Source organism: Thalassotalea insulae (assembly GCF_030161395.1).
GTDB lineage: Bacteria > Pseudomonadota > Gammaproteobacteria > Enterobacterales > Alteromonadaceae > Thalassotalea_E > Thalassotalea_E insulae.
Map to the genome: position 1 here is coordinate 2,364,991 of NZ_BSST01000001.1, position 24,430 is coordinate 2,389,420.

A 24,430-nucleotide genomic window follows, 5' to 3' on the forward strand; every position below is an offset into this window, starting at 1 on the left:
TTTAACAATATTATTGAGTTATTTTTGATGCGAAACAAGGCTGTTCATTAAATGCAAATGAAGCTTAAAAAAGGAATTAGTATTATGCTAATTTCAAACGTTATGTTTGCTCTCTCTCAATGGATAATTATTTCTGGATTAAATTATTTGGGCAATGCGGCTGCAGTTGGTAAATATGCTTATTCTCTGGCACTGGCAGGCGTTTTTTTAACTATAGGGCAATTAGGACTTAGGCAATTTTTATTGTCTAGTAAAGCCTCCAATGAAGAGATTCAAGTTGTATTTTACATAAGAATTGTAACGACGTTAATTGCATTCTTATGTTTAGTTTTTTACTGCTTGTTGTTTGTTGATGCTAAGTACACTTCCATTATTGTCATTCTTGGGATTGTTAAAATTATTGAGAATATTTCCGATATTTGTCATGGGTATTTTCAACTAAATCATAAAATTACTCATATCGCCCTTTCGAGAATAATAAGAGCATTTGTGTCGCCCTTGCTCTTTTTAACTGTGTACTACTTCACTGAAAATATTTATTTCGCGTGCTCGTCGTTATTTGTTTCTTTAACACTGGTTTTTTATTTAATTGACAGCAAAGCATTTTCAGTTGGTCAACTTGGAATGGTTGCAACTCAGCTTTCAGAAAATTTTGGTAATGTTGTAAAAAAATCATTTCCTATCGGGATGACTATGCTATTTGTTATTTTACTAGTAAATATTCCATTATTTGTGCTGCAAAATGTGACTACTGACCATATTGTTGGCCAATATGCATCAATATTTTATTTTGTTACCGCAGGAAGTTTGGTGATACAGTCTGTCGTTCAAGTGATAGCTCCCCTGATTACTAATAATCTTAAATTAAAAGCGAAACAAGAAGTTAAACGGCTGATAAAAATGAGTTACTTGATCGCAGTTGTAATAGGGGGAATAGGTATTGTTTTAGCGGGTGTATGTGGCACCCTGGTATTGACGTTTGCTTATGGTAAACCATACGGTCATTTAGCTGATTTATTAGTAGTTGCAGCTGTTTTAAATTTGGTTTTGGGCTTTCAATCTGTCGGGGGGGTTTCTTTAACTTCACTGGGATGTTTTAATTTTCAAATGGTTATCATGCTTATTACATTGCCAATATGTTACCTTGTTAGTTTGAATTTGATACCTCTATACGGCGCGGAAGGGGCCCTTTATTCAGGGATCGTCTCAACGCTTATCATTGCAATGTTGTTTTTAACTAAATTAATACGAGAGTTGGTGTTGTTTGAAAAAACATAAGGTATTACATGTTGCTGGAAAGATGGATCTTGGCGGCGTTGAATCTTGGCTTTTAGGTTTAGCGCAGGAACTTAGACACTCTAATATCGAAATGGATATTGTTGTCCATACTAAAGCTGCGGGCTGTTTGGACGAAAAATTTAAAGCATTAGGGGTAAATATATTCCCGGTTGTTAACCATAAGAACCCCGTCCAATACGTCTTTAATTTTTATCAATTATTAAAGAAAAATGGTCCATACCAGGCAGTGCATAGTCATGTGCTTTATTTTAGCGGTGTTGTGCTAATGGCTGCCTGGTTGGCAAAAATACCACTAAGAATTTCTCATGTGCATAGTAATAGAAGCAGCATAGAGCCTAAAAGGGGCTTTAGAGCTCTTTATATTAGGGTGATGAAATATTTGGTAAAAATATTTGCCAATCGTTATGTGGCTGTTAGTCAGGAAGCACATAAGTCATTGCATACAGGAATAATTTCTGACGAACGTCTATCTGTATTATATTGTGGTGTTAAGCACTTAGATAAGGTGTCGATTGATCGTACTCTAAAGCAAAGGCTTGGTATTAGTGAAGAAAAACTCGTACTTGGTCATATTGGTAGAATGTCAGAACCTAAGAATCATGGCTTTTTATTGGATATCTTTATTGAACTAAAAGCGAAAACAGAAGCTGTACTTGTGTTAATTGGTGATGGAGAGTTAAAAAGTCAGGTTGAGCAAAAAATTGCTGAATATGGTTTGACTAATGATGTCATTTTATTGGGGGCAAGAGACGATGCGGTAGACGTAATGGCGTCAATTTTTGATGTCATAGCGTTTCCTTCAATTTATGAAGGATTACCGTTAACCGTAGTTGAAGCACAAGCAGTGGGAGTGCCAATTTTAGTCGCCGACAATATTACTAAAGAAGCAGAATTTGATCCTAATTTAGTAAGTTACCTTTCCTTGCAAGATTCGGCGGACCAGTGGGCAAATAACCTAGTTAAAATTAGCTCTGCCCGGAAAAAGACGGTTAATTTGACTCATTTTCATAGGACGGATTTTTATTTTCCAAATCATATAATTAAATTAAAACGTCTTTATCTGGGTGAATAATGATGTCTGCTACTAGGTTAGATATTCTCGTCCTAGCGATTATTTTAAACTTTGCTATTTGTCTTTTCACTATGCTTTTACGTCAATGGGTAGTTGATACCGATATTGACTTTATATTGATTGCTCAAAGCTTAGGTATTCTTTCCTTACTAATTATTCATTCTGTTGTTTGGCTAAAAATTGGTGGAAACTTTCTTTCACTGGCATATGTATTTTTCTTGATGGTGTTTATTTTTAATCTGGGAAAATCCGTGCTCTTTGTTTTTTATTCTGAGCAAGGCGCAGCCTTTTTCAATTTTTTCTCAAAAGCAGATAATCAAGTTATTGTCAGGGCGATAGAGTATGGTTATGTTGGTTTATTGATTATCTCATCCACAATGTTGCTGACGTTTAACAATACCGTCATTCAAGTTAAACAACCGTCATTTTTGCAGTTATCGGCGGCAAAATATACAGGTATTATTTTTTTAACCTTTTCGGCACCGGCCACTTTGATTGACTTATATGCCATTGTTAGCCAAGTCATGGCGGGCGGTTATTTTGCATTGTTTAATTCTCAGCAAAATTATGGTGTTTCTGGTCTGTTTAAAGTGTTGTCTTTTTTCCTTTATCCTGCATTTTATTTGCTGGTCGTTGTTTATAGAAAAAATAAAACCATTATTTATTCAATCTTTTTAGTCGCATTTGCCATTGCTTTTTTGAAGTTAATGTTGGGTATGAGATTAGTTGCATTGGTGCCATTTATTATTTTATTAAGTTTGTGGGATTGCACTGTAAAAACGCTTAATCGCAAACTTGTCTATGGCGGCGCTGCATTTCTTTTTACCGTGATATTTCCTGCCTTATCATTACTAAGAACTGGACAAAACATATCCCAACATGTAGAAAATAGCAGCGCTCTTTATCGAATAATTTCTGAAATGTCAGATAGTATCAGCCCTCTGATTTGGATCATGCAGCGGGTACCAAGTCAAATGGATTTCATCTATGGCGATTCATTGTTGCTCGCCTTAACCACCATAGTTCCTAATTTATTTTGGGATGTACACCCGGCCAAGGCGGGCTCTTTAGCCTTGTGGTTGGTAAATGAGGTTAATCCTTGGATAGCAGAGCGGGGTGGTGGATATGGATTTTCGATATTTGCTGAAATGTATTTGAACTTTTATTGGTACGGCATGATAGTGCTGGCATTATTTACCATGTTTATCAATAAAATGGCCTTAGTAAGGAAGAATCCAATAAATACGGCTTTCGCATTTTCTTGCTTCTTAGGGTTCTTGCTTTGGCCGCGTGGCGAAGCTGTTGCTGTTGCAAGGTTTATTTTCTGGAATGTCGGTTTTTTGTGGATAAGTTATCATATTTTACTTTTAGTTTTTCATCGAATTAAATAACTTGGCTTTTTCCGGCATAAATTCGGCGAAACTCGCTTGGGCGCATCTGCTTAAATTGCAAAAATCGTCGATTGAAATTAGGCACATTATGAAAACCGCAGCTGTCACTGATGGTAGTGATCGGCATTTTGGAGTTAATCAATAGCGAGCAGGCTTTACTTATTCTTAGCTGATTTACTACCTGGGTAAAGGTTTGTTCGGTGCGTTGCTTAAAAAAGCGATGGAAATGATTGGTGCTCATGTGTATTAGTTGAGCGACTGTTTGGGCGGAAATTTTTTCGCTGTAATGCTGATATATATAGCGGATCACTTTGTCCAGTTTATCGACCGAAGCATCTGAGGCTACTGAAATATTATATCCCTGGCTGGCCAAAGTTTGGCGGCCATCATCTTTGCTCATCAGTTGTAATATGGTGATTAAGCCGATAAAGCGCTCGCTGGCGGTGGCTTGTTGTAATTTTTTAAAGACCTTGGCGCACTTTTTGACAGTTTCGGTCGAAAATTTTATCCCGAGACGGGATTGTGTCAGTAAAGGTTTAAACTCTGCTAAATCGGGCATACCAAATACTAATGATTCCAGCCAAGGTACAGGAATTTGGGCGACATACACTTGTTGTGGCGTGCCCTCTTTTTCGGCAGAGGAGCACCAGGTATGAGGTAGATGTGGGCCTAAGAATGCCATATCGAATTCGTGATAATCTTCAATACTGTCACCAACATACCTTTGTCCTTGGCTGTTTAAGGTTAAGGCTATTTCGTATTCAGGATGATAATGCCAGTTAAACTCAATACTTTCGCGTTTATATAACCAGTAGCGCCAGGAAGAATTTTCCGTTGGCAGTATTTTTTCAAACATTAGTTTCATCAATGTGTACTTAAGTGAGTAAGTTAATGAAAAATCTTCTATGCCGTGCATAACTATCACTTGATGTCAGCGCTGTCATAAAGTGATAGAAAAATATATAAAGGTGTTAGAATAATACACCTAATTGAAACGGAATCAATGCATTATCAATTATTAGCATATCGATAATTTTGCAGGTGAGGATTTAAATGCAACGCTACGTCGCATTAGACGCTTTTCGAGGATTGACTATTGCACTAATGATTTTGGTGAATACGCCAGGGTCTTGGTCATATGTCTATGCGCCATTATTGCATTCACACTGGCATGGAGTAACGCCGACCGATCTGGTTTTTCCATTTTTTATGTTTATCGTTGGTTCAGCCATGTTCTTTGCCTTTAGGAAAGATCAATTCACCTTATCAGCGCCATTAGCGAAAAAAATTATTAAGCGTAGTGGGCTGATTTTTATCATTGGCTTGCTACTTAATATCTATCCGTTTATTGCACCTATGGAGTCCTGGCGTGTGATGGGGGTATTGCAGCGTATTGGTATCGCATACGGCTTTGCCGCCTTTATTGTTTTATCGTTTCAACGCGCTAAGGTCATAGTAATAGCGTTACTGATATTAGTCGCTTATCCATTATTACTGATGCTAGCGGGTGATGGCGCTTACCGTTTAGAAACTAACCTAGTGCGAGATCTTGATCTTTATTTGTTAGGCGCTAGTCATATGTATCGAGGCTTAGGGGTAGCGTTTGATCCGGAAGGAATACTGAGTACCTTACCGTCAATTGTTAGTGTGTTGATTGGTTTTGAAGTAACGCGCTTTATCAGCCAGATGACAGATAAAAAAGCCTCACTAATTAAGCTTATTGTGTTAGCTATGGCAGGGTTAATTATTGGTTTGATAATGGATAGTTTTATCCCAATTAACAAGTCGTTATGGACCAGTTCTTATGTCATTTATAGCGCTGGTTTTGCTTGTTTAACTCTTGCTTTATTTGTCTTTGTTATCGACATTCAAAAAATACAACAGCCAGTGACTCCGTTACTGATATATGGAACGAATCCGTTATTTATTTATGTGCTTTCTTGGCTCTGGGTCGCCAGTTATTCATTGTTCGATGTTGCTAACGTGCCACTTAATCAGTGGATGTTTAATAGTTTAGCGGCCTTAATGCCAGAAAAACTGGCCTCGTTTGTTTTTGCGCTCATGCATGTAGTGCTGTTTGGCTGGTTTTCCAAACTACTGTTTGACCGAAAAATATTTATTAAAATTTAATCTTGTAGGGATCAATAGATGAAAACGAATATCACGGGCGTCGTCCTGGTTTTAATAACATTTTTTGCCATTTCATTTATCACTAATATCTTAGGACCATTATTTCCATCATTGGTGAATGATTTTAAACTCAGCCTTGCGGTTGCTGGTTTTTTACCTTTTTCTTTTTTTGCCGCCTATGGTGTGATGTCAGTACCCGCAGGTATGTTAGTCGATAAGTATGGTGAAAAAACTGTGATGATGGCAGCATTTATCATGGCAGCGCTTGGTTCATTTTTGTTTGCTTTAATACCTAGTTTCTTTATGGCGATGGGCTCATTGTTTTTAATCGGTACCGGTATGGCGATGTTGCAAGTAGCGATTAATCCATTACTACGCGTTTCCGGTGGTGAAGAACACTTTGCTTTTTATTCTGTTATGGCGCAATTGTTGTTTGGTGGTGCGGCAACCTTAAGTCCTATGGTTTATAGCTATGTTGTGCAAGCAATGGCTGAACAAACTACAACTGGCGTGATCGGCTTTTTTAATCGTATGGTGCCAGCAGATATGAGCTGGTTGTCTATGTATTGGATTTTTGCGGTACTTTCAGTGCTAATGTTGCTGTTTATTGCCTTGATTAAGTTGCCGCGGGTTGAACTAAATGATGATGAAGCGGTTGGAGCCTGGCAAATTTATCGTCAGCTGTTGAAAAATAAAACGGTAATTTTATTTTTCATCGCTATTGCGGCATATGTAGGTACCGAGCAAGGGGTGGCTAACGTGATTTCGTTATTTTTGGAACGCTATCATGGTTTAGATCCGGTTACCGTTGGTGCCAGTACTGTCAGTGATTTTTGGTTAATGTTGACCTTAGGTTGTATTTTAGGTTTGGTGTTAGTGAAGCTATTTGACAGTCGTATTGTACTGAAATTGTTTTCTGGTTGCGCTTTTATTGCCTTGACCTGTGCCATATTCGGTAGTGCGGAAACAGCGGTTGTCGCATTTCCTTTAGTCGGATTTTTCCTTTCGGTAATGTGGTCTGTGATCTTTTCATTGGCATTAAATTCAGTGGCTGAACATCATGGTTCTTTTGCTGGCATTTTATGTACGGGGATCGTCGGTGGTGGTTTGGCGTCGCCGATCATTGGAGTCATAGCGGATATCACCGGAGATTTACGTGTTGGTATGGTGGTGGTTTATATCACCTTGGCTTATATCTTCGCTATTGGCTTTTGGGCAAAACCTCTAGTGGTTAATAAAACGATAAAACTGTTTAATTCTGGCTCGTCTGAGCAAGCCGTTAAATCAGGTCAATAAATTAGACAGCAGTAACAGCAATAAGAGAGATAAAAAGACGATGAAATTTTTACGTGTAATCTGGTTAACGGCTAGTGCTTTTGGCTTAATCGCCTGTCAGCAGGCGTCGGAGTCAGCAAACGACAAATCCAACAGTGGTGCTAGGGTAACACCGATAGATCAAAGGCAACTGAACAAGTTAGCGAATTCATTAGTCGTTAACTATCAGGCACTGAGCAATGTTGAAACGGATTGCCCTAAAAAAAACGGTCAAGCTGTTAGTCACTGCTTCAGTGCTGAAATTTATTTGACCTCACCAACAGATATGTTGGTGAATAACTGGCAGATCAATTACTCTCAGGTTTATCCCGTTTATGCTGCTTCTGGCCAGCAACTTTCACTGAAACATTTGAATGGCGATATTCATCAAATCACACCAACAGCAAATTTTTCCGGGTTTAAAGCGAATGAACCACAAAAAGTAACACTTTGGATTGCTAGTACCGTGATCAGTGAATCTGAGTTGATGCCTAATTATTGGCTTAGTAGCAAAAATTTAACACCAGCCGTGATCAAGAGTACGCAAACTAAGATCGACCCAGAAACAGGACTGGAACTACAGCCGTGGGTGGCGTCATTTGATAATTTACCGAAACAGATCAAATCGAGTCCGGATGATATTAATCAATATGCTGGCCCCGCTTGGTTATTTGACCATAATATAGACACTCAATTAAGTGATGCTCATTTAGCTCAGGCAGTCATTCCAACTCCGCAACACAGTCAATTGTTGTCTTCTGAAGCTATTTCGTTAGCTCAGGGGATTAATGTCAGTTATCAGGGAGTCGCTGCTGAACACGTTAGTGCCGCTCTGGAGCGTTTAGCAACACTCGGAGTAAAGCAGTCAGCAGAGGGAATAGTGTTTAATATTGCCTTAGATAGCAAGTTAGCCATGCCAGAGAGTTATCAATTGACGGCAAAGGGTAATCACATTCTTATTGAAGCCGCCGATAGTGCCGGTGCTTTTTATGGTGTACAAACACTGACAGCCTTACTATCAGTAGAAACATTAACGATTCCTAGTGTCAAAATAGTTGATCAGCCCAATTATCGCTATCGTGGCCAACACCTGGATGTTGCGCGTAATTTTCATAGTAAAGCCATGGTCTTTCGCTTAATTGAGCAAATGGCAGCTTACAAGCTCAATAAGCTTCATATGCATTTAGCAGAAGATGAAGGTTGGCGAATTGAGCTACCTAGCCTGCCTGAGTTAACTGAAATTGGCAGCCGACGTTGTATGGATTTATCTGATCAGCAATGTTTACAACCTCAACTAGGCGGTGCGGGGGCCAGTGGCAGGGATGGTTTTTATAGTACGCAAGATTATATCGATATTTTACGTTATGCTAGCCGCCATCATATCCAGGTTATCCCATCTCTTGATATGCCAGGTCATTCACGTGCGGCGATTAAAGCAATGGAAGCACGCTATCAGCGTTTGATTAAACAAGAAAATGAAGTGGCAGCAAATCGTTACTTATTATCTGATTTTAATGATAAAACTCAGTATCGCTCGATTCAAAATTATAATGACAATACTATTAACGTCTGCTTGGAGTCTTCCTATGCCTTCGTCGATCGGGTGTTAGAAGATCTAATCAATTTACACCAACAAGCTCAACATCCATTACAAATGTATCATATTGGTGCTGACGAAACGGCGGGTGCTTGGGTAGATTCTCCGGCCTGCCAAGCGTTAGTTAATGATAGCAGTAATAGTGTCAGTGAGTTTAAGCACTTAGGGGCGCATTTTATTGAACGCGTGGCCCATATGGTGGTTAACAAAGGCATTGCAGTAGGTGGCTGGAATGATGGGTTAGGTGAAACTCATGTCGAGAATATGCCAAAAGCTGTCTATTCCTATATTTGGGGCGCCTTACCTAGTGGTGCTCACCAAATGGTGAGTGAACAGGCGCATCGTGGTTGGGACGTGGTGCTATCAGTTCCGGATGTTTTCTATTTTGATTTTCCATACGAAGTCGACCCAAAAGAGCGAGGCTATAATTGGGCGTCACGTCGTATTGATAGCCGTAATGTTTTTAATTTTATTCCGGATAATTTACCGATTCATGCAGAGTTTAGACTCGATACCTTAGGTCGACATTTTGAGATTGACGATAGGCTGCAACAAGACGAACAAGGAGTCATATTGCATCAACCACTACCGAAAAATTTTCGGGTTGCGGGTATCCAGGGGCAACTGTGGAGTGAAACGGTTCGCAGTGATCAGCAAGCAGAATATATGATCTTTCCACGGATGCTTGCCTTAGCTGAACGTGCTTGGTCTTCGCCTTCTTGGCAGGTGCCTTACAACTATCAGGGAGCAAAATATTCTCATATTTCGGGCGTATTTACTGAGGAATTACAACGGCAAAGAGATCAGCAATGGCAGCGTTTTGCTAATACGCTGGCGCAAAAAGAGCTGATTAAACTGGATAAAGCCGGCGTATTTTATCGCATTCCTACGGTGGGAGCGAAAATCATCGATGGTAAGCTAAATATCAATAGTTCATTGCCGGGGTTACCGCTTGAATATCAAACATCAAATGGTCAATGGCACAGCTACCAGGACACTGTTAAGGTCAATCTACCCGTACAAGTGAGGGCGCGCAGTGCTGACAATAAACGAGCCGGTCGCAGTTTAACTTTACACTAGTCATATCCGTTGTCTGTTACCGATAGGTACTCGTAGTGGCATCAGACAACGGAGTTTTTCCCTTCTTGAGATATGCCAAAGCATTTGTTGGCAGGGAGTAGCTATGCAAATTTTTACCTTATTACGTTGGAAATGATTATGAATACCCGTTCAATTATCGTCTTGGATATTGGTGGAACGAAAATTAACTTTGGCCGCTTTCAGGGGGGCATGATCCAGCAAAATCAAATATTGCCGTTTCCTGCACACGCGTCGGCTGAAGAGATATTCGCGTTTATTATTCACTGTATCGACTTAGTGAAGTTAGATGATACTGAGGCCATAGCAATTGGTGTGCCCTGTATCGTCGATATCGAGCAGGGCATAGTGTTTAATGCTGTCAACATTCCTGCCTGGCAGCAATACCCATTAAAGTCGTTGTTGCAAGCCCATTATCAATTGCCAGTTTATATCAATAACGATGTTAATTGCTTTGTTGCAGGGGAGTCTGCGTACGGCACAGCTAAGCACTATCAGAATGTTGCTGGCATCTGTTTAGGGACTGGCTTTGGTTGTGGTTTATTTGTTAATCAGCAATTATACGCAGGTCAAAATTGCTGTGCAGGTGAAGTAGGTGGTATTCGTTACTTGGATGCCACTATTGATGATTATTGTTCTGGTCAGTATTTTATTGATCATTATCAAGTGTCTGGTGCAGAGTTAGCTCAACGTGCGGATGCCGGTGATGTGCGAGCTCTGGCAGCGTTTGAACAATTTGCTGGGCACTTAGCGAATGCGATCAGCCATCTTTTATTGGTCATTGACCCGCAAGTGATCGTCATTGGCGGTTCTGTTGCCAACTCCTATCACTTGTTTATCGATGCGCTATGGCGCGAATTAGCAAATTTTCCTTATCCTGTGGTGATTGAAAACTTAACCATTTGCCAAAGTGAGTTGGCAGATGCTGCACTTCTTGGTGCCGCGAGTTTATATTTGCACCATCACAGTGAAATTCATTAAAAGTAATTAATATATTCATAAAATGAATGCTTTGGCTAAAATTAACGAATTTTTGTTATTGTTTAAAAATCAGTAAAGTCAATTTCCTACTACAATTATGATCTTAATAATAAATAAGGTTAGGAAATTCGATGTCAGAGCTGCGCCAGTTAGAATGCTATATTGATGGACAATTTGTCTCTAGCGAGCATTATTTTGATAATGTCAGTCCGGTCAATGGCGAGGTGATTGGGCAAATTGCCGAGGCAGATCATCAGCAGATCGACCGGGCAGTAAAGGCTGCTAAAACTGCGCAAACGGGTGAATGGTCACGCCTGTCGGTTAATCAACGTTGTGACTTATTGCATCGAGTAGCAGATCGTATGGTGGAACGTCAGCAAGAATTCATTGATGCAGAAATTGCCGATACGGGTAAATCTTTGCATCAGGTGCAAACCATAGATATTCCACGCGGTGCCGCTAACTTCAGAGCCTTTGCCGATATGGCACGCCACCATAGCGGCGAAACTTTTATCACCGAAACTCCAACTGGTGACAAAGCACTTAATTATAGTGTTAACAAACCATTAGGCGTAGTAGCGGTCATCTCGCCATGGAATCTCCCGTTATTGTTAGCCACCTGGAAAGTGGCACCGGCGTTGGCTTGTGGTAACTGCGTTATTTTAAAGCCGTCAGAAGAAACTTCATCAACCGCCTATTTACTGGCACAAGTGATGGATGAAGTCGGTATACCTAAAGGGGTGTTTAACCTTATTCTAGGGCGCGGTAAAAATGTCGGTGATGCGATCACTTGTCATCCGCAGGTAGACGCAGTCACGTTTACCGGAGCCAGCGCTACTGGGCAGCATATCATGAAGGCTGTTGCCGATACGGTTAAACCTATCTCCTTTGAGTTAGGGGGTAAAAATTCCGCTGTTGTATTCGCCGATGCAGATCTTGAAAAAGCGATTGCTGGCGTAGCCCGTTCTACCTTTACCAACTGTGGTCAAGTGTGCTTATGCACCGAAAAGGTCTTTGTCCATCGTTCGATAGCGGATGAGTTTATTGACGGGCTGAAAAAATCGGCGCAGGCAATCAAAATTGGCTATCCGAAAGAGCAGGACGTTTTTATTGGTCCGCTGGTTTCGAAACCTCATCAGCAGAAAGTATTGTCTTATTATCAATTAGCCAAAGACCAAGGTGCAGAATTTATCTATGGCGGTGGTGTGCCACCGTTCGATGATGAAAGAGCGCAGGGCTGCTACATTGAACCTACCATTATTACTGGCTTAGGTGATGATAACCGTGTCAATCAGGAAGAAATTTTCGGTCCTATTTGTCATGTCTCAATTTTTGATGATGAGCAAGAAGTGATTGAGCGGGTGAATAACACGCAATATGGTTTAGCCTGCGCGCTATGGACAGAAAATTTGTCACGAGCACATCGAGTCGCACCACAAATTGATGTCGGATTGGTTTGGGTGAATACCTGGTTTTTACGTGATCTTAGAGCGCCGTTTGGTGGCGTAAAGTTATCAGGCATTGGTCGTGAAGGCGGGCAACATTCGCTCAGTTTTTACAGTGAGCCAGTCAATATCTGTATCAAGATAGATTAGGAATATTATGAATACGCAAAGCAAAGTTTTAAAAGATAAAGCGGTTCCCAGAGGCAAGTTTCCGCACGTTAAACGAGCTGGGGATTTTATTTACATTTCAGGCACTAGTTCCCGCCTACCTGATAACAGTTTTGCTGGTGTTGAAGTGGATGAGTTTGGTGCCACCACTCTCGATATTGGTGTGCAAACCCGTGCGGTGATTGAAAATATCCGCGATATTTTACATTCGGTGGATGCCGATCTGTGTGATTTGGTAGAGATCTCTACTTTCCTGGTCAATATGAATGATTTTAAAGGCTACAATCAGGTTTACAGTGAGTTTTTTGATTTTGATGGCCCAACGCGCACTACGGTTGCTGTACATCAATTACCTCACCCGCATTTGTTGATCGAATGTAAAGCTGTCGCCTATAAACCTTTAGCTCAGAGCCGATAAGGAAACGTTATGAAAGCTAAACTCGCCGCATTTAATTTTCAGCAATGGATTAAAGAACACAAACATTTACTCAAGCCTCCGGTTGGTAATGCCATTATCTGGGAAAACACCGATATGATGGTGATGGTTGTTGGGGGACCGAATAAGCGCACGGATTTTCATGATGATCCTGTGGAAGAGTTTTTCTACCAAATTAAAGGCGATATGGTGCTGAAAGTGATAGAAGATGGCGAATGCCGCGATGTCTTCATTCGAGAAGGTGATATCTTCTTCTTGCCGGCGCATGTTCGTCATTCTCCACAGCGTCCAATGGCAGGCAGTGTTGGCTTAGTGATCGAGCCAAAGCGTCCCGACGGAGCAAAAGATGCCTTTGAATGGTATTGCTTTAACTGTGGCGGATTAGTGCATCGTCATGAAGTGGTGTTGAAATCTATCGTTGATGATTTGCCTCCTGTTTACCAAAACTTCTATCAAAGCGAGCAAGCACGAACTTGTCCTGATTGTGGTGAATTACATCCAGGTAAAGAGCCACCAGAAGGTTGGGTCACACTTAACGAAAAGGGTGACAGTTAATGAATATTATTGATATTCACTCGCATTTTTTTCCAAAAACCTGGCCAAATCTGGAAGCAAAGTTCGGTGGTGGAGACTGGCCTTGGCTTAGGCATTTATCGAGTGAAAAAAATGAGCAAGGTTATGCAAAAGCTATGTTGATGAAAGGTCAGCAAGAGTTTCGCCCGATTTACTCTGCCTGTTGGGATGCGCAAGTGAGGTTAGAGCAGCTAGATCAACAGGGGGTGAGTCATCAAATCATTTCAGCCACCCCGATTTTATTTGCTTACGAAAAGCCGGTTGAACAAGCATTATACTGTGCGCAAATTTTCAATGATGCAGCGTTAGAACTTTGTGCACAGGGACAAAACCGCCTATTTGCGATGGCACAGGTGCCCTTGCAAGACATAGATGCTGCGTGTCAAGAAGCAAGCCGAGCAATCAACAGTGGCCATGTAGGTATTCAAATCGGTAACCATGTTGGTGACAAAAACATGGATGACGAAGGTGTATTGACGTTTTTACAGCATTGCGCAGCAGAAAACATCCCAGTATTTGTCCACCCTTGGGACATGATGGCGGCTGACCGGACGAAAAAATACATGATGGGCTGGACGGTTGGCATGCCTGCGGAAAGTCAATTGTCGATTGTTTCTATGATATTAGGTGGCGGCTTTGATCGCGTCAGTCGTGACTTAAAAATATGCTTTGCTCATGGTGGTGGTTCATTTGCCTTTTTATTGGGGCGTTTGGAAAATGCCTGGTTGCATCGCGATATCGCCCGCGGTCATTCACAACATCCACCAAGCTCTTACCTTGATCGATTTTATTTAGACAGTGCCGTTTTTGACCATGACGCCTTGCAACTATTGGTGCAAAAGATGGGGGTGAGCAAACTGATGTTTGGAACGGATTATCCTTTCCCTTTGGGCGAGCAGGAAATGGGGCAACTGATCAAGACCGCGCCTTACTTAACGGAAGAAAATAAACAAGCGATGCTCGCGAGCAATGCGCACCAATTTTTTGATTTGCCAGTGTAGTTGGCATTACTAAGAGACAATTATGAACTTTGAAAATTCCTTAGCCTTTGCCAAGCAACAAGACGCACAAGATACCTTGGCTGAATATCGTGAACGTTTTCACCATCCGGTGATTGATGGCAAACAAGTATTATATTTTACCGGTAACTCATTAGGCTTAGCGCCGAAATCGGCGAAAGACTATGTTAATGCTGAGCTGGATGACTGGGCAAAATGGGGCGTGGAAGGTCACTTTCATGCTACCAATCCCTGGGTCAGTTATCATGAAATTTTAACGCCGGCAATGGCAGAGTTGGTTGGTGCAAATGAATCTGAAGTGGTCTGTATGAATTCATTAACCACTAATTTGCACTTGTTATTTGTTTCGTTTTATCGCCCGACAACAGAAAAATTTAAGATTATCAGTGAAGCAAAAATGTTTCCTTCGGATCGCTATTTACTAGAAACTCAGGTTAAGCATCATGGTTTTGATCCAGATGAGGCGATTATTGAAGTTGCTCCACGCGATGGCGAGCACTTGATTCGTGAAGAGGATATTTTAGCAGCAATCAATGAACATCAGGAGCAGCTAGCGTTAGTGTTTTTTGGTGGCGTGAATTATTTTACCGGTCAGTTATTTGATATGGAAAAACTGACGCAAGCGGCGCATAACGTAGGTGCTATTGCCGGTTTTGACCTAGCGCATGCTGCCGGTAACATTCCAGTGAAGCTACATGATTGGAATGTCGACTTTGCTGCTTGGTGTACCTACAAGTACATCAATGCTAGTGCGGGTAATGTCGGCGCGATATTTGTTCATGATCGCCATGGTGATAATACCGATATTCCACGTTTTGGGGGTTGGTGGGGTCATAACAAAGAACGACGATTTTTAATGGAAAATAGTTTTGATCCTATGACTGGCGCCGAAGGTTGGCAATTAAGTAATGTGCCAATTATGGGCATGGCAGTATTAAAGGCTTCGCTGGATATCTTTCAGCAGGTGGGGATTGAAAATCTACGTCAAAAGAGCCTGAAATTAACGGCATTTTTAGCGTTTGTCTTTAATGATATCGTTGAGCTGTTTCCTGATATCCAACTGGAAATCATTACGCCATCAGATGCAAGTATGCGCGGCTGTCAGTTATCGGTTAAATTAGTGGGCACAGACAAACGCTTTTTCTCGGCGTTAACTGAAGCTGGTGTCATTGCCGATTTTAGAGAACCGGATGTAGTGCGTTTGGCTCCAACACCATTATACAATAGCTTTGAAGATGTTTATCAGTTTGGTCAAACGTTAAAAACCTTATTGGCGGGGTGGCAAAAATGAGTGAACAATTAGCCAAAATCGCGATAAATGGCGCTGGACCTGTTGGGGCCTTGCTAGCAGTGATGTTAGCGAAAAAAGGCTATAGCATTGATTTATTTGAATCGCGCCCAGATTCGCGAAAAACTAATATTTATCAGGGAAAGTCGATTAACTTAGCGTTATCTGATCGCGGCTGGAAAGCATTACAGGCTATCGGTATTGATGAACAAATTCGTCAACAGGCAATTCCTATGTATTGCCGTATTATGCATGATGAACAAGGACAGTTAACCAAGTTGCCTTATGGTAAAGACAATCAGGCAATCTGGTCGGTGTCTCGTTCCGGCATTAATGAACAGTTAATTGATCTGGCGGAACAAGAACAAAAGGTCGATATACATTTTGATCACCGATTAAATCAACTCAACTTTGAAGATAATACCGCGGTTTACCTTACTGATGGCCATCATCAAGTCATTCACCAAAGTGATCTCGTGATTGGTGCCGATGGCGCATTTTCTAAAGTACGGCGCTTAATGCAGGAATTACCAAAAGAGCGAATTAGTTATAGTTTAGAATATATGCCACAAAGTTATATTGAACTGACGATAGCGGCAAGTGAAGATGGCAGCCATAAACTGGAAAAAAATGCGCTGCATATTTGGCCACGTAAAGATTTTATGTTGATTGCCTTGCCGAATGTCGATGGCTCATTTACCTGTACTTTGTTTATGAACCATCAAGGGGAGATTTCCTTTTCGTCATTAACAGATGCTCAGCAAGTAGACGCGTTTTTTCAGCGTTACTTTTCTGATGCGATGCCAATGTTGGAAGATCCGGTGAATGATTTTTTAAGTAAATCGGCTTCGCCTCTATGTTTAGTGCATATATATCCCTGGCTGGTCAATAACAGCGTGGCGCTTATTGGAGATGCGGCTCATGCTATGGTGCCATTTTATGGGCAAGGCATGAACTGTGGTTTTGAAGATTGCCGGATCTTGGCAGAATTAGTGGAACTGCATGATCATCAATGGCCGAAAATACTCGATGCTTATCAGGAGGAGCGCAAAGATAATTGTGACGCTATTATTGAACTGGCTAAGCGTAACTTTGTTGAAATGAGTGACTTATCTGGTGAAGCGAGCTTTTTACTACGCAAAAAAATTGAAGCGAAGTTTCATCAAATGCACCCAGAGCTTTGGGTGCCCTTGTATTCGATGGTGACATTTTCTCCAGAGCTGCCATACAAAAAGGCGTTGGCTTGTGGTGATATCCAAAATGAGATCATGGCAGAAATCATGCGACTACCCAATATAGAAAACGACTGGCAACAAGACTATGTTTACCAGCATATGTATCAACTTGCACAACAGAAATTAGCCCCTTTAGGAGATCAGTGATGACATGTCCATATCATAACGAAGCGGATAACAGTAATTACCGCGCGATGGAAGAGGGGATCCATACCGATTTTAACGATGACATGTCGTACGGTGATTACTTATGTCTTGAGCAAATTTTATCTGCACAAAAGCCATTATCGGATCAGCATGATGAAATGCTGTTTATTACTATTCATCAGGCCAGTGAATTATGGCTTAAGCTAGCCGGGCACGAATTAACAGCAGCGATTGCGAATATCCATCAGGGAGATTTCGGTCATGCTTTTAAAGTGATTTCCCGGGTGAAACAAATTTTTAATCAGCTCACTCAGTCGTGGCAAATTCTTTCCACTTTAACGCCAGTTGATTATCTGAAATTCCGTGATGCCTTAGGACATTCATCCGGCTTTCAGTCATATGGTTATCGCAAACTGGAGTTTTTATTAGGCAACAAAAATGCTTCTTTGCTGGAAGTTCATCAATCTAATAATGCTATCTATCAGGAGCTCAAGCAGGTATTGGAAGCCCCGAGTTTATATGACGAAGTGATCCGTTTACTTGCGGATAAAGGTATGGCGATTGATAATGCCGTGCTTGCGCGTGACTTTTCTCAGCCGTATCAAAAGAATGATTCAGTGTTAGCTGCTTGGGTTGCTATTTACAAAGATGCTGATCAGCATTTTGAATTGTATGAACTGGCAGAAAAATTGATTGATATTGAAGATGCGTTTCAGCAGTGGCGCTTTAAGCACATGTATACCGTACAGCGCATTATTGGTAATAAAATGGGGACGGGTGGCTCATCTGGGGTCAGCTTCTTGAAGAAAGCGTTGGATATTAGCTTCTTCCCCGAACTGTTTGATGTGCGTACCCACTTGTAAATAGTAGAGCGCCACAATAATCATGATATTGTGGCGCTGCTAAACTTTATTCAAACAGACAAATCTTATTGTTATCTAAATCTCTGACATAAGCAGAAAACCTACCTGAGCGTATCGCGGGTTCTCCTTCACTTTTGCCACCTAAAGTTAATGCTTTTTGATATAATTGACTGACTTCATCTGACGAGTTTAAATTTAGACCCAGCATAGTACCGTTGCCGTTGGTTGCATCTTTGCCGTCAAATGGCTCAGCAACAGCAAACATAAAATCTTCATTAGCCCATAGTGTCATACGGCCTTGTGCATGTACTTTATTGACTTTGCTTGCGGCAAAAAAAGCATCATAAAAACTAACTGCTTTTTCCATGTTATTAGTGCCAAAGACAAAATAATTCATTTTCATATTTGTAACTTCCTTAATAATGTATTGCCAACCACACGGTTTCACTATCCGAAGTGGTCCACGAGACTTTATGCTTTTTATGAGCGGGTATATTGAGGTAATCGCCACAAGCCAAGGTAACGTCTTCTTCTTGTTCAAAGCTAATAATTGCCTGACCTTTTAATACGATGACCCATTCGTTGCTTGCTTGGTCATACCAACCGGTTTCTGGTGAACTATGACCCAATGAAACAATTCGTTCTATTTTGACATGTTTATTTTCCGCTAACAGCTCAAAGAATTCATCGTTGAGATCTGCGGGTATCGCCTGAAAAATATTGTTAGTTGTCATAGGGATACCTATATTGTTTGATAACCGGTGATACGAATCACTAAAAAAGTTAATGCAAGACCCCAAATTGCATCACTGAATGCTTCCAGTCTTGATGAGGATTTTGTTTGCTGCATCTTGTTGCCCCTAATGACTTAGTCTTTAGTTATAAATCTATGCTTATCTGTAGTGTGAAAATGCAGTTAATCGAGATAGCTAGGCAATTTAGGTAAACGGTCAACGTCTTGTTTTTCATGTTGAATAATGACCCTAGCATTTTTTTGTTTCGCCAGTGCTTCGAACTGTTTTCTCGATGCTCTGGTTAATTGTTTATCGACATTATATTTATGCATAGTGCCTAATTTCCTACCTCTGGCATGAATATAAAGATCACCAGTTAATAAAACATTGCCACTATTTGCCAAGTGCACTAATAGCACTGAGCTTCCTGGAGTATGTCCGGGCATGGCTTTAATCAGCACAGTTCCGTCGTTAAATACATCATGTTCAGCATCAAAAGTAATCGTATTGGCCTGTTTTAACGCTGAGTAGGACTCGCCGAAAATCGCGTTAATTGGCTTAGAAAACATGTATTCGCGTTCTAACTTATTAATAATAAAAGTTGAGTTTTTAAAGTGATTAGCATTGCCAGAATGGTCTGGATGGATATGAGACAGTGCTAAATACTCAATATCGTCAGCGCTAATTTTAAGCAGTTTAAGTTGATCTACTAATTTATCTTTTAATTGATAATGCCAGACACCGCTAGTTTCACCATTAGCATGGTCAGCGATACTATCTGTTAATCCTGTATCCCAAAGTAAATCACCTTTCGGATGACGAATTAAAAAGCAAGGGTTAGCTAATTCAATTTGCTGGCCGTTATAACTACCATTGTTAGAAAGATCTTTCATATCCGACACTGCCATGGTGCCGCAATCTAGTGTGTATAATTTAATGTCGCTAGTATTTTCATCAGCCCAAGCGGTTGATGTGATCAGCGCTAAGCTGAGCAGTAAAAAAATGCTTAAGTTCATATTTTTGTTATTTAAATCCGATTTGGTTTTAGTTATTTAGTCTTATTATTTGCTACTTGCGTAGCATAATTCCTTAATTAACGCTTTTAAAGCTGTTTGAAAATTTATTTATGCTGACATTATTATTAATAACAATAATTGCATATATTTTATGATCACATTCAAATTATGAATGTATTGGTGTTAAGGTACTAACTTCACATCAGTCAAATACAATGAATGTAAATGGATATTAGTAAAAGTCAGTTATCGATTAGCCATCTGAAAATGATTTGTGCGCTTGAACGTTGCGAAACGGTTAAAGAAGCGGCTCAGGAGTTGTTCATTACTCAGCCGGCGTTAACTAATCGCATTCGTGAAGCAGAGCGTCGGCTTAATAGCCAATTGTTTATCCGCCGAGGCCGCAAAATTATTATGTCAAATGCTGGTAAACGCTTGCTTTACTCGGCACAAAAAATTTTACAGGAACTCGCCCGCGCTGAGCATGATATTGGCCGTTTAACTGATGGTATTGAGCAAGTATTACGGGTAGGGCTACCTCATTATGCCTCGTTTCAGTGGTTGCCGGAGGTGATGAAAGGATTTCATCAGCACTATGCTCATATTGAAATTGAAATCAGTGCTCAGGCAGCAAAGCAGCCGTTAAATGCGTTAATTAATCACGAAGTTGATATTGCTATGATCTCTACGGCAGAGCATCAGTTGCAGCTGGACGATAAACAATTTGGTAGTATTTGTTTGGTTGAAGATGAACTGGTAGCTTGTTTAGCAAAAGAACATCCCAAGGCGCAGCAAGGGTATTTAACGGCAGAAGATTTTGCCGGTGAAACTTATGTCACTAATTCCACCGTGCCGGAAAAAGATCGCGAATATGAATTGTTATTTAAACCACAGGGAGTGCTACCGAAAAAGGTATTACAAGTTGGTTTTAATGATGCCATCATCGAATTGGTGAAGGCAAATTTGGGTATTTCCATTTTCTCGAAACGGCAGATTCATCGTTATCTAGATAGTAGTCAACAGGAAATAAAAATTATCCCGCTGACAGAGCAAGGACTTACCGTGTTCTGGCATTTGGTTTATCTTAATCACCCACTGATAGCAGCACCGGCACAAACATTTGCCAAGATATTACAGCAGCAGTTAATCAAGTTGTCCAAGTAAGATTAGGCTTTTTCGCGCAGTTGACTAGCATTGCTCATGATGGATTTGCTACTATCGCCCGATAATTTTTATTGTTAATTATTGGTGCCTTTGTCACAGCAGCGCCAATAAGATCATTGTTAAGAGTGTTTATGTTGCAACGAATTATCATATTGCTAGTTTTAGGTGCTTTTTGTCTGATGACTCAGGCAAAGGCTGAACAACTGGCATTAATGCCTTATCCATTATCGTTGCAGCAGTCAGCTGGCCATTATTCGTTATCGACACAGCTTGAAGTAAAGATAACCGGCATGAGCCAGCAGCGACAGTTATTTGTTAATCGCCAGTTAAACTCATTTTTAACCGATTATGGTATTGAATTAACCTCAGCGACAAATACTAGCGATAGTGCAGATTCGAAGTTAGTGATAGCCGTTAATTTAGCTAAAGCTGTTGATTACCAGCTCCCTCAATTAGGTGTTGATGAAAGCTACTTGTTAAAAATTGATGACAATGGCATCCATATTCGTGCGGCAAATGACTTTGGCGCATTGCAAGCGATAGCGACATTAAAGCAACTTATTTGGTCGGCACGTGATGACAGCAACATTAAACTGCCTTATGTCACTATTAATGATATGCCGCGTTTTCCATGGCGTGGTTTATTAATCGATAGTGTCAGACATTTTATTTCCGTTGATGCGATTAAGCGACAATTAAACGGCATGGCAGCAGCTAAATTAAATGTTTTCCATTGGCACTTGACCGATGATCAGGGCTGGCGAGTGGAATCAAAAAGCTATCCCAAACTGCAGCAGTTAGCCTCGGACGGTCTTTACTACAGTCAGCAAGAAATTAAAGAGATAGTCGCTTATGCCAGTGAACTTGGTATACGTGTCGTGCCTGAATTTGATCTGCCGGGTCATGCGTCTGCTATTGCTGTCGCCTATCCTGAATTAATGACTCGTAATAAACCCTATCATATGGAAGATAATTGGGGAGTGTTTGAGCCGTTACTCGATCCCAGTAATCCCAAAACGTATCAGTTTATTGAGGCGATTGTCGCTGAATTTAGTGCTTTGTTTCCTGATACGTATCTTCATATTGGTGGCGATGAAGTCAACCCGGTTCAATGGCAGCAAAGTAGCGCCGTGCAGCAATATATGCAAGCGAATAACTTACTTGATAGTGCGCAGTTACAGGCTCATTTTAATCAGAAGGTTCAGCAGATATTAGCTAAATACCATAAAAAAATGATGGGTTGGGATGAGATTTTTCATCCCAAATTAGCGCGCGATATTATGGTGCAGTCTTGGCGGGGCATGGAATCGTTAACCGAAATAGCGCAAGCGGGTTATCAGGGCTTATTATCGACAGGTTTTTATATCGATCAACCTCAACCGACCAGCTTTCATTATCGTAATGACCCGGTTAATCATGATATTCAGCTAGTTTCGCCTTTGCCAGAAGATAAGGTTGAAGCTTGGCAATTCAGCATGCCACGGATTAAAGGTAGCGAAGTTAAGGGTAAGTTAGTGCTTATTAAGCGGAACGGATACCTGATTCATGGCTATGTTAAATTAAATGATAATCACTATCAGAAAGTGGTGTTAGACCGCCGCTTAGCGTTAACAAAATCACAGATCAACTTTTCACTTGATAGCTGGATGGGACCAACACGCGGTGAGTTTGAACTAAGTGCTGGTGAACTGTTAACTGGTCGTATGTTAATAGGTAATAGTCATTACTCGGTCACAGGCACGAGGTTAGCTGAATTTGATTTTGCAGAGGTTAAATTACTACCTTCATTAAATGCTGAGCAGGCAACTAATATTTTAGGAGGTGAGGCGACGCTGTGGACGGAATTAGTCACAGAGCATAACCTTGATTTACGTATATGGCCGCGTGTGTTTGCCATTGCCGAGCGCTTTTGGTCAAAAAAATCCTTAACTAACAGTGATAACATGTATCAACGTTTAGTTGCTATCAACGAATTCGCTGATAGCATCGGGCTATTACAGCTTAAGCAGCAACAAAAAGGTTTTAACTCGCTGGTCTTTCCGAATACGGATATCACGCCATTGTTTATGCTGGCGCAACAATTAGAACCTGCCAGTTATTATACCCGTCACCATTTAAAATTCCGTCAGGGCTTATATCATCAGCGTGCGTCGTTAAATCAATTTGTTGATTTTCTGCCGGTAGAAAGTTTGCAATTGGTGCAAATGAAGCAACAGCTTAAACATTTTCAACATGGTAATATTCAGGGCTTACAACAGGTTGTTGATATTATGCGTCAATGGCACAGTTATTTTCCTGCTGTAGTGAAGCTGGTTAAACGTAACCCGAAATTGTCTTCTTTAACACCAGTAGTGCAAGACGCACGTGCCATTAATACTATAGGTTTAACGATCGCTCAGAGTTGTTTGGCGGGTGTCAAGATCAGAAACAGCGAAGTGCGGCGAGTAAAAAATACCTTGCAGCAGTTGCATAGTCAGGTGCGTGAAATATCACTGGCATCCGGTTTGTTTGTTGAGCAAGTGCTAGAAGTTTGCCGTCAGTAGGTTATCGCGCAGTACTGTAACAAAACGCGTTTACTTTAGCTCATTTGCTTAAACACTTGTTGTGCTAACCAGCTATCTGATTCTGATAAGTCTAAGATCACATCAAAATGGTTGCGTCCGCTTATTTCCTGACAGTTTGAGGGGACGTTTAACTGTTCAATAGCGCGTTGCATTGCCTGACTTTGACGTTTAAATTCATCGGTTTCATTGTCACCATAAGCGAGCGTTATTTGGCATTGCGATATTAAATCTCGGTCTATTGTTCGTAATAACGGACTATGATCTTGGATTTCTTTCTCAGTTAGTTGTAGTGGCTTATTGATATAAGTTTGAGCTATTGGCGTTAGATCGTAAATACCACTCACAGCACAAATGCCTTTAATAAAACTCGGCGGAATATCGTAGGCATGCCAGTCTGTTAATGCCATCATCATGGCTAAATGACCGCCCGCTGAACTACCTGAAAGGTAAATTTCATCCTTGTTATACCCATATTGCTCGGCATGCTGATATAAAAACGTTAGCGCCTGGCGACATTCTTCTACTATGGTCGAAAGGGATGCCTGTGGCGCTAAAGTGTAATTAAGTACAGCAAAATGATAGCCATGTTGCTGAAAGTTACTGGCGGCAAAACAGGATTCATTTTTGCTTAACTCTTGCCAGTAACCACCGTGAATAAAAATCTGTAGTTTCTGCTTAGCTGTCACTGTCTCATCAGGTAAAAACAGGTCCAGTGTCTGCGTAGTCTGTTTACCGTATGCTAGGTTAGTTAGCACTTTTTGCTTTTGCTCCGCTAACGTTAGTGCTTGCTGACTTTGCTGAATATATTTTTCAATAAAAACATTAATATCATCAATACAGCTACTGGGAGAATATTGTTGCTCTAGGCTGGCTAAATCGAAGTGACGGTACATGCA

The 24,430-nt window shown here is 40.8% G+C and carries 21 protein-coding genes; 16 read left to right on the forward strand and 5 right to left on the reverse strand.

Going from position 1 to position 24,430, the window contains the following annotated elements; all coding sequences use genetic code 11:
* The first annotated feature begins 51 nt into the window (after positions 1–51).
* From QQK06_RS10740 to wzy, 3 genes are read left to right on the forward strand one after another with little or no spacing between them, the layout of a single operon-like run.
* Positions 52–1,278: an oligosaccharide flippase family protein gene (locus QQK06_RS10740; RefSeq protein ID WP_284244660.1), complete on the forward strand. Its 1,227-nt coding sequence runs from the start codon at positions 52–54 to the stop codon at positions 1,276–1,278.
* Positions 1,265–2,371: a glycosyltransferase gene (locus tag QQK06_RS10745; RefSeq protein ID WP_284244661.1), complete on the forward strand. Its 1,107-nt coding sequence runs from the start codon at positions 1,265–1,267 to the stop codon at positions 2,369–2,371. Before QQK06_RS10740 ends, QQK06_RS10745 begins: the two co-directional genes overlap by 14 nt.
* A complete protein-coding gene (gene wzy, locus QQK06_RS10750; protein ID WP_284244662.1) occupies positions 2,371–3,762 on the forward strand; it encodes an O-antigen polysaccharide polymerase Wzy in 1,392 nt (463 codons plus the stop codon). The genes QQK06_RS10745 and wzy overlap by 1 nt, the downstream gene beginning before the upstream one ends.
* Here the strand turns inward: wzy and QQK06_RS10755 are convergent.
* Positions 3,755–4,627 carry an AraC family transcriptional regulator gene (locus QQK06_RS10755; protein ID WP_284244664.1) on the reverse strand — a complete coding sequence of 291 codons (873 nt, stop codon included), beginning with the start codon at positions 4,625–4,627 and terminating at the stop codon, positions 3,755–3,757. The two genes, wzy and QQK06_RS10755, sit on opposite strands and share 8 nt — an antisense overlap.
* Before the next feature lie 188 nt (positions 4,628–4,815).
* On the opposite strand from QQK06_RS10755, the gene QQK06_RS10760 reads away from it, so the two are divergent.
* From QQK06_RS10760 to kynA, 11 genes are all read left to right on the forward strand, one after another.
* On the forward strand, positions 4,816–5,892 hold the full coding sequence (locus QQK06_RS10760; RefSeq protein WP_284244665.1) for an acyltransferase family protein: 1,077 nt from the start codon (positions 4,816–4,818) through the stop codon (positions 5,890–5,892).
* A gap of 18 nt (positions 5,893–5,910) precedes the next feature.
* The gene (locus tag QQK06_RS10765) at positions 5,911–7,188 is read left to right on the forward strand and encodes an MFS transporter (protein WP_284244666.1); all 1,278 of its coding nucleotides are present in this window, start codon (positions 5,911–5,913) and stop codon (positions 7,186–7,188) included.
* Between the two features lie 40 nt (positions 7,189–7,228).
* Positions 7,229–9,883 (forward strand): beta-N-acetylhexosaminidase, encoded by a 2,655-nt coding sequence (locus QQK06_RS10770; RefSeq protein ID WP_284244667.1) that lies wholly within the window; start codon positions 7,229–7,231, stop codon positions 9,881–9,883.
* 138 nt (positions 9,884–10,021) lie between these two features.
* A complete protein-coding gene (locus QQK06_RS10775) occupies positions 10,022–10,882 on the forward strand; it encodes an ROK family protein (protein ID WP_284244669.1) in 861 nt (286 codons plus the stop codon).
* Between the two features lie 131 nt (positions 10,883–11,013).
* Positions 11,014–12,477, forward strand: coding sequence for a 2-hydroxymuconic semialdehyde dehydrogenase (locus QQK06_RS10780; protein WP_284244671.1), 1,464 nt, complete (start codon positions 11,014–11,016; stop codon positions 12,475–12,477).
* A 7-nt stretch (positions 12,478–12,484) separates the two neighbouring features.
* Positions 12,485–12,913: a RidA family protein gene (locus tag QQK06_RS10785; protein ID WP_284244672.1), complete on the forward strand. Its 429-nt coding sequence runs from the start codon at positions 12,485–12,487 to the stop codon at positions 12,911–12,913.
* A 9-nt stretch (positions 12,914–12,922) separates the two neighbouring features.
* Positions 12,923–13,486 carry a 3-hydroxyanthranilate 3,4-dioxygenase gene (locus QQK06_RS10790; RefSeq protein ID WP_284244673.1) on the forward strand — a complete coding sequence of 188 codons (564 nt, stop codon included), beginning with the start codon at positions 12,923–12,925 and terminating at the stop codon, positions 13,484–13,486.
* Positions 13,486–14,505, forward strand: a complete 1,020-nt coding sequence (locus QQK06_RS10795) for an amidohydrolase family protein (RefSeq protein WP_284244674.1) — start codon at positions 13,486–13,488, stop codon at positions 14,503–14,505. Before QQK06_RS10790 ends, QQK06_RS10795 begins: the two co-directional genes overlap by 1 nt.
* Positions 14,506–14,527: 22 nt before the next feature.
* Positions 14,528–15,814, forward strand: a complete 1,287-nt coding sequence (gene kynU, locus QQK06_RS10800; RefSeq protein ID WP_284244675.1) for a kynureninase — start codon at positions 14,528–14,530, stop codon at positions 15,812–15,814.
* Positions 15,811–17,193: an FAD-dependent oxidoreductase gene (locus QQK06_RS10805; RefSeq protein WP_284244676.1), complete on the forward strand. Its 1,383-nt coding sequence runs from the start codon at positions 15,811–15,813 to the stop codon at positions 17,191–17,193. The genes kynU and QQK06_RS10805 overlap by 4 nt, the downstream gene beginning before the upstream one ends.
* Positions 17,193–18,056, forward strand: coding sequence for a tryptophan 2,3-dioxygenase (kynA, locus tag QQK06_RS10810; protein WP_284246612.1), 864 nt, complete (start codon positions 17,193–17,195; stop codon positions 18,054–18,056). Before QQK06_RS10805 ends, kynA begins: the two co-directional genes overlap by 1 nt.
* Before the next feature lie 46 nt (positions 18,057–18,102).
* Here kynA and QQK06_RS10815 read toward each other — a convergent pair whose 3' ends face one another.
* The 3 genes from QQK06_RS10815 to QQK06_RS10825 all read right to left on the reverse strand — a co-directional run bounded on the left by QQK06_RS10815 (position 18,103) and on the right by QQK06_RS10825 (position 19,806).
* Positions 18,103–18,459: a VOC family protein gene (locus QQK06_RS10815; RefSeq protein WP_284244678.1), complete on the reverse strand. Its 357-nt coding sequence runs from the start codon at positions 18,457–18,459 to the stop codon at positions 18,103–18,105.
* 13 nt (positions 18,460–18,472) lie between these two features.
* Entirely contained in the window at positions 18,473–18,790 is a 318-nt protein-coding gene (locus QQK06_RS10820) for a cupin domain-containing protein (protein ID WP_284244679.1), read from the reverse strand.
* 182 nt (positions 18,791–18,972) lie between these two features.
* Entirely contained in the window at positions 18,973–19,806 is an 834-nt protein-coding gene (locus tag QQK06_RS10825) for an N-acyl homoserine lactonase family protein (protein ID WP_284244680.1), read from the reverse strand.
* Positions 19,807–20,031: 225 nt separating this feature from the next.
* On the opposite strand from QQK06_RS10825, the gene QQK06_RS10830 reads away from it, so the two are divergent.
* Together QQK06_RS10830 and QQK06_RS10835 are read left to right on the forward strand one after the other, a co-directional pair.
* Positions 20,032–20,970 (forward strand): LysR family transcriptional regulator, encoded by a 939-nt coding sequence (locus QQK06_RS10830; RefSeq protein ID WP_284244681.1) that lies wholly within the window; start codon positions 20,032–20,034, stop codon positions 20,968–20,970.
* A 131-nt stretch (positions 20,971–21,101) separates the two neighbouring features.
* Positions 21,102–23,513, forward strand: a complete 2,412-nt coding sequence (locus QQK06_RS10835; protein ID WP_284244682.1) for a family 20 glycosylhydrolase — start codon at positions 21,102–21,104, stop codon at positions 23,511–23,513.
* A gap of 35 nt (positions 23,514–23,548) precedes the next feature.
* Here QQK06_RS10835 and QQK06_RS10840 read toward each other — a convergent pair whose 3' ends face one another.
* Positions 23,549–24,427 (reverse strand): alpha/beta hydrolase, encoded by an 879-nt coding sequence (locus QQK06_RS10840; protein WP_284244683.1) that lies wholly within the window; start codon positions 24,425–24,427, stop codon positions 23,549–23,551.
* Positions 24,428–24,430: the final 3 nt, after the last annotated feature.

Bases quoted from the DNA above. Each gene is read 5' to 3' on its own strand.
- wzy (WP_284244662.1), top strand. From the start codon at position 2,371: ATGATGTCTGCTACTAGGTTAGATATTCTCGTCCTAGCGATTATTTTA.
- QQK06_RS10790 (WP_284244673.1), top strand. From the start codon at position 12,923: ATGAAAGCTAAACTCGCCGCATTTAATTTTCAGCAATGGATTAAAGAA.
- QQK06_RS10760 (WP_284244665.1), top strand. From the start codon at position 4,816: ATGCAACGCTACGTCGCATTAGACGCTTTTCGAGGATTGACTATTGCA.
- QQK06_RS10805 (WP_284244676.1), top strand. From the start codon at position 15,811: ATGAGTGAACAATTAGCCAAAATCGCGATAAATGGCGCTGGACCTGTT.
- QQK06_RS10740 (WP_284244660.1), top strand. From the start codon at position 52: ATGCAAATGAAGCTTAAAAAAGGAATTAGTATTATGCTAATTTCAAAC.
- QQK06_RS10840 (WP_284244683.1), bottom strand. From the start codon at position 24,427: ATGTACCGTCACTTCGATTTAGCCAGCCTAGAGCAACAATATTCTCCC.
- QQK06_RS10770 (WP_284244667.1), top strand. From the start codon at position 7,229: ATGAAATTTTTACGTGTAATCTGGTTAACGGCTAGTGCTTTTGGCTTA.
- kynA (WP_284246612.1), top strand. From the start codon at position 17,193: ATGACATGTCCATATCATAACGAAGCGGATAACAGTAATTACCGCGCG.
- QQK06_RS10780 (WP_284244671.1), top strand. From the start codon at position 11,014: ATGTCAGAGCTGCGCCAGTTAGAATGCTATATTGATGGACAATTTGTC.
- QQK06_RS10820 (WP_284244679.1), bottom strand. From the start codon at position 18,790: ATGACAACTAACAATATTTTTCAGGCGATACCCGCAGATCTCAACGAT.
- kynU (WP_284244675.1), top strand. From the start codon at position 14,528: ATGAACTTTGAAAATTCCTTAGCCTTTGCCAAGCAACAAGACGCACAA.
- QQK06_RS10755 (WP_284244664.1), bottom strand. From the start codon at position 4,627: ATGAAACTAATGTTTGAAAAAATACTGCCAACGGAAAATTCTTCCTGG.
- QQK06_RS10785 (WP_284244672.1), top strand. From the start codon at position 12,485: ATGAATACGCAAAGCAAAGTTTTAAAAGATAAAGCGGTTCCCAGAGGC.
- QQK06_RS10825 (WP_284244680.1), bottom strand. From the start codon at position 19,806: ATGAACTTAAGCATTTTTTTACTGCTCAGCTTAGCGCTGATCACATCA.
- QQK06_RS10765 (WP_284244666.1), top strand. From the start codon at position 5,911: ATGAAAACGAATATCACGGGCGTCGTCCTGGTTTTAATAACATTTTTT.
- QQK06_RS10775 (WP_284244669.1), top strand. From the start codon at position 10,022: ATGAATACCCGTTCAATTATCGTCTTGGATATTGGTGGAACGAAAATT.
- QQK06_RS10830 (WP_284244681.1), top strand. From the start codon at position 20,032: ATGGATATTAGTAAAAGTCAGTTATCGATTAGCCATCTGAAAATGATT.
- QQK06_RS10835 (WP_284244682.1), top strand. From the start codon at position 21,102: ATGTTGCAACGAATTATCATATTGCTAGTTTTAGGTGCTTTTTGTCTG.
- QQK06_RS10815 (WP_284244678.1), bottom strand. From the start codon at position 18,459: ATGAAAATGAATTATTTTGTCTTTGGCACTAATAACATGGAAAAAGCA.
- QQK06_RS10795 (WP_284244674.1), top strand. From the start codon at position 13,486: ATGAATATTATTGATATTCACTCGCATTTTTTTCCAAAAACCTGGCCA.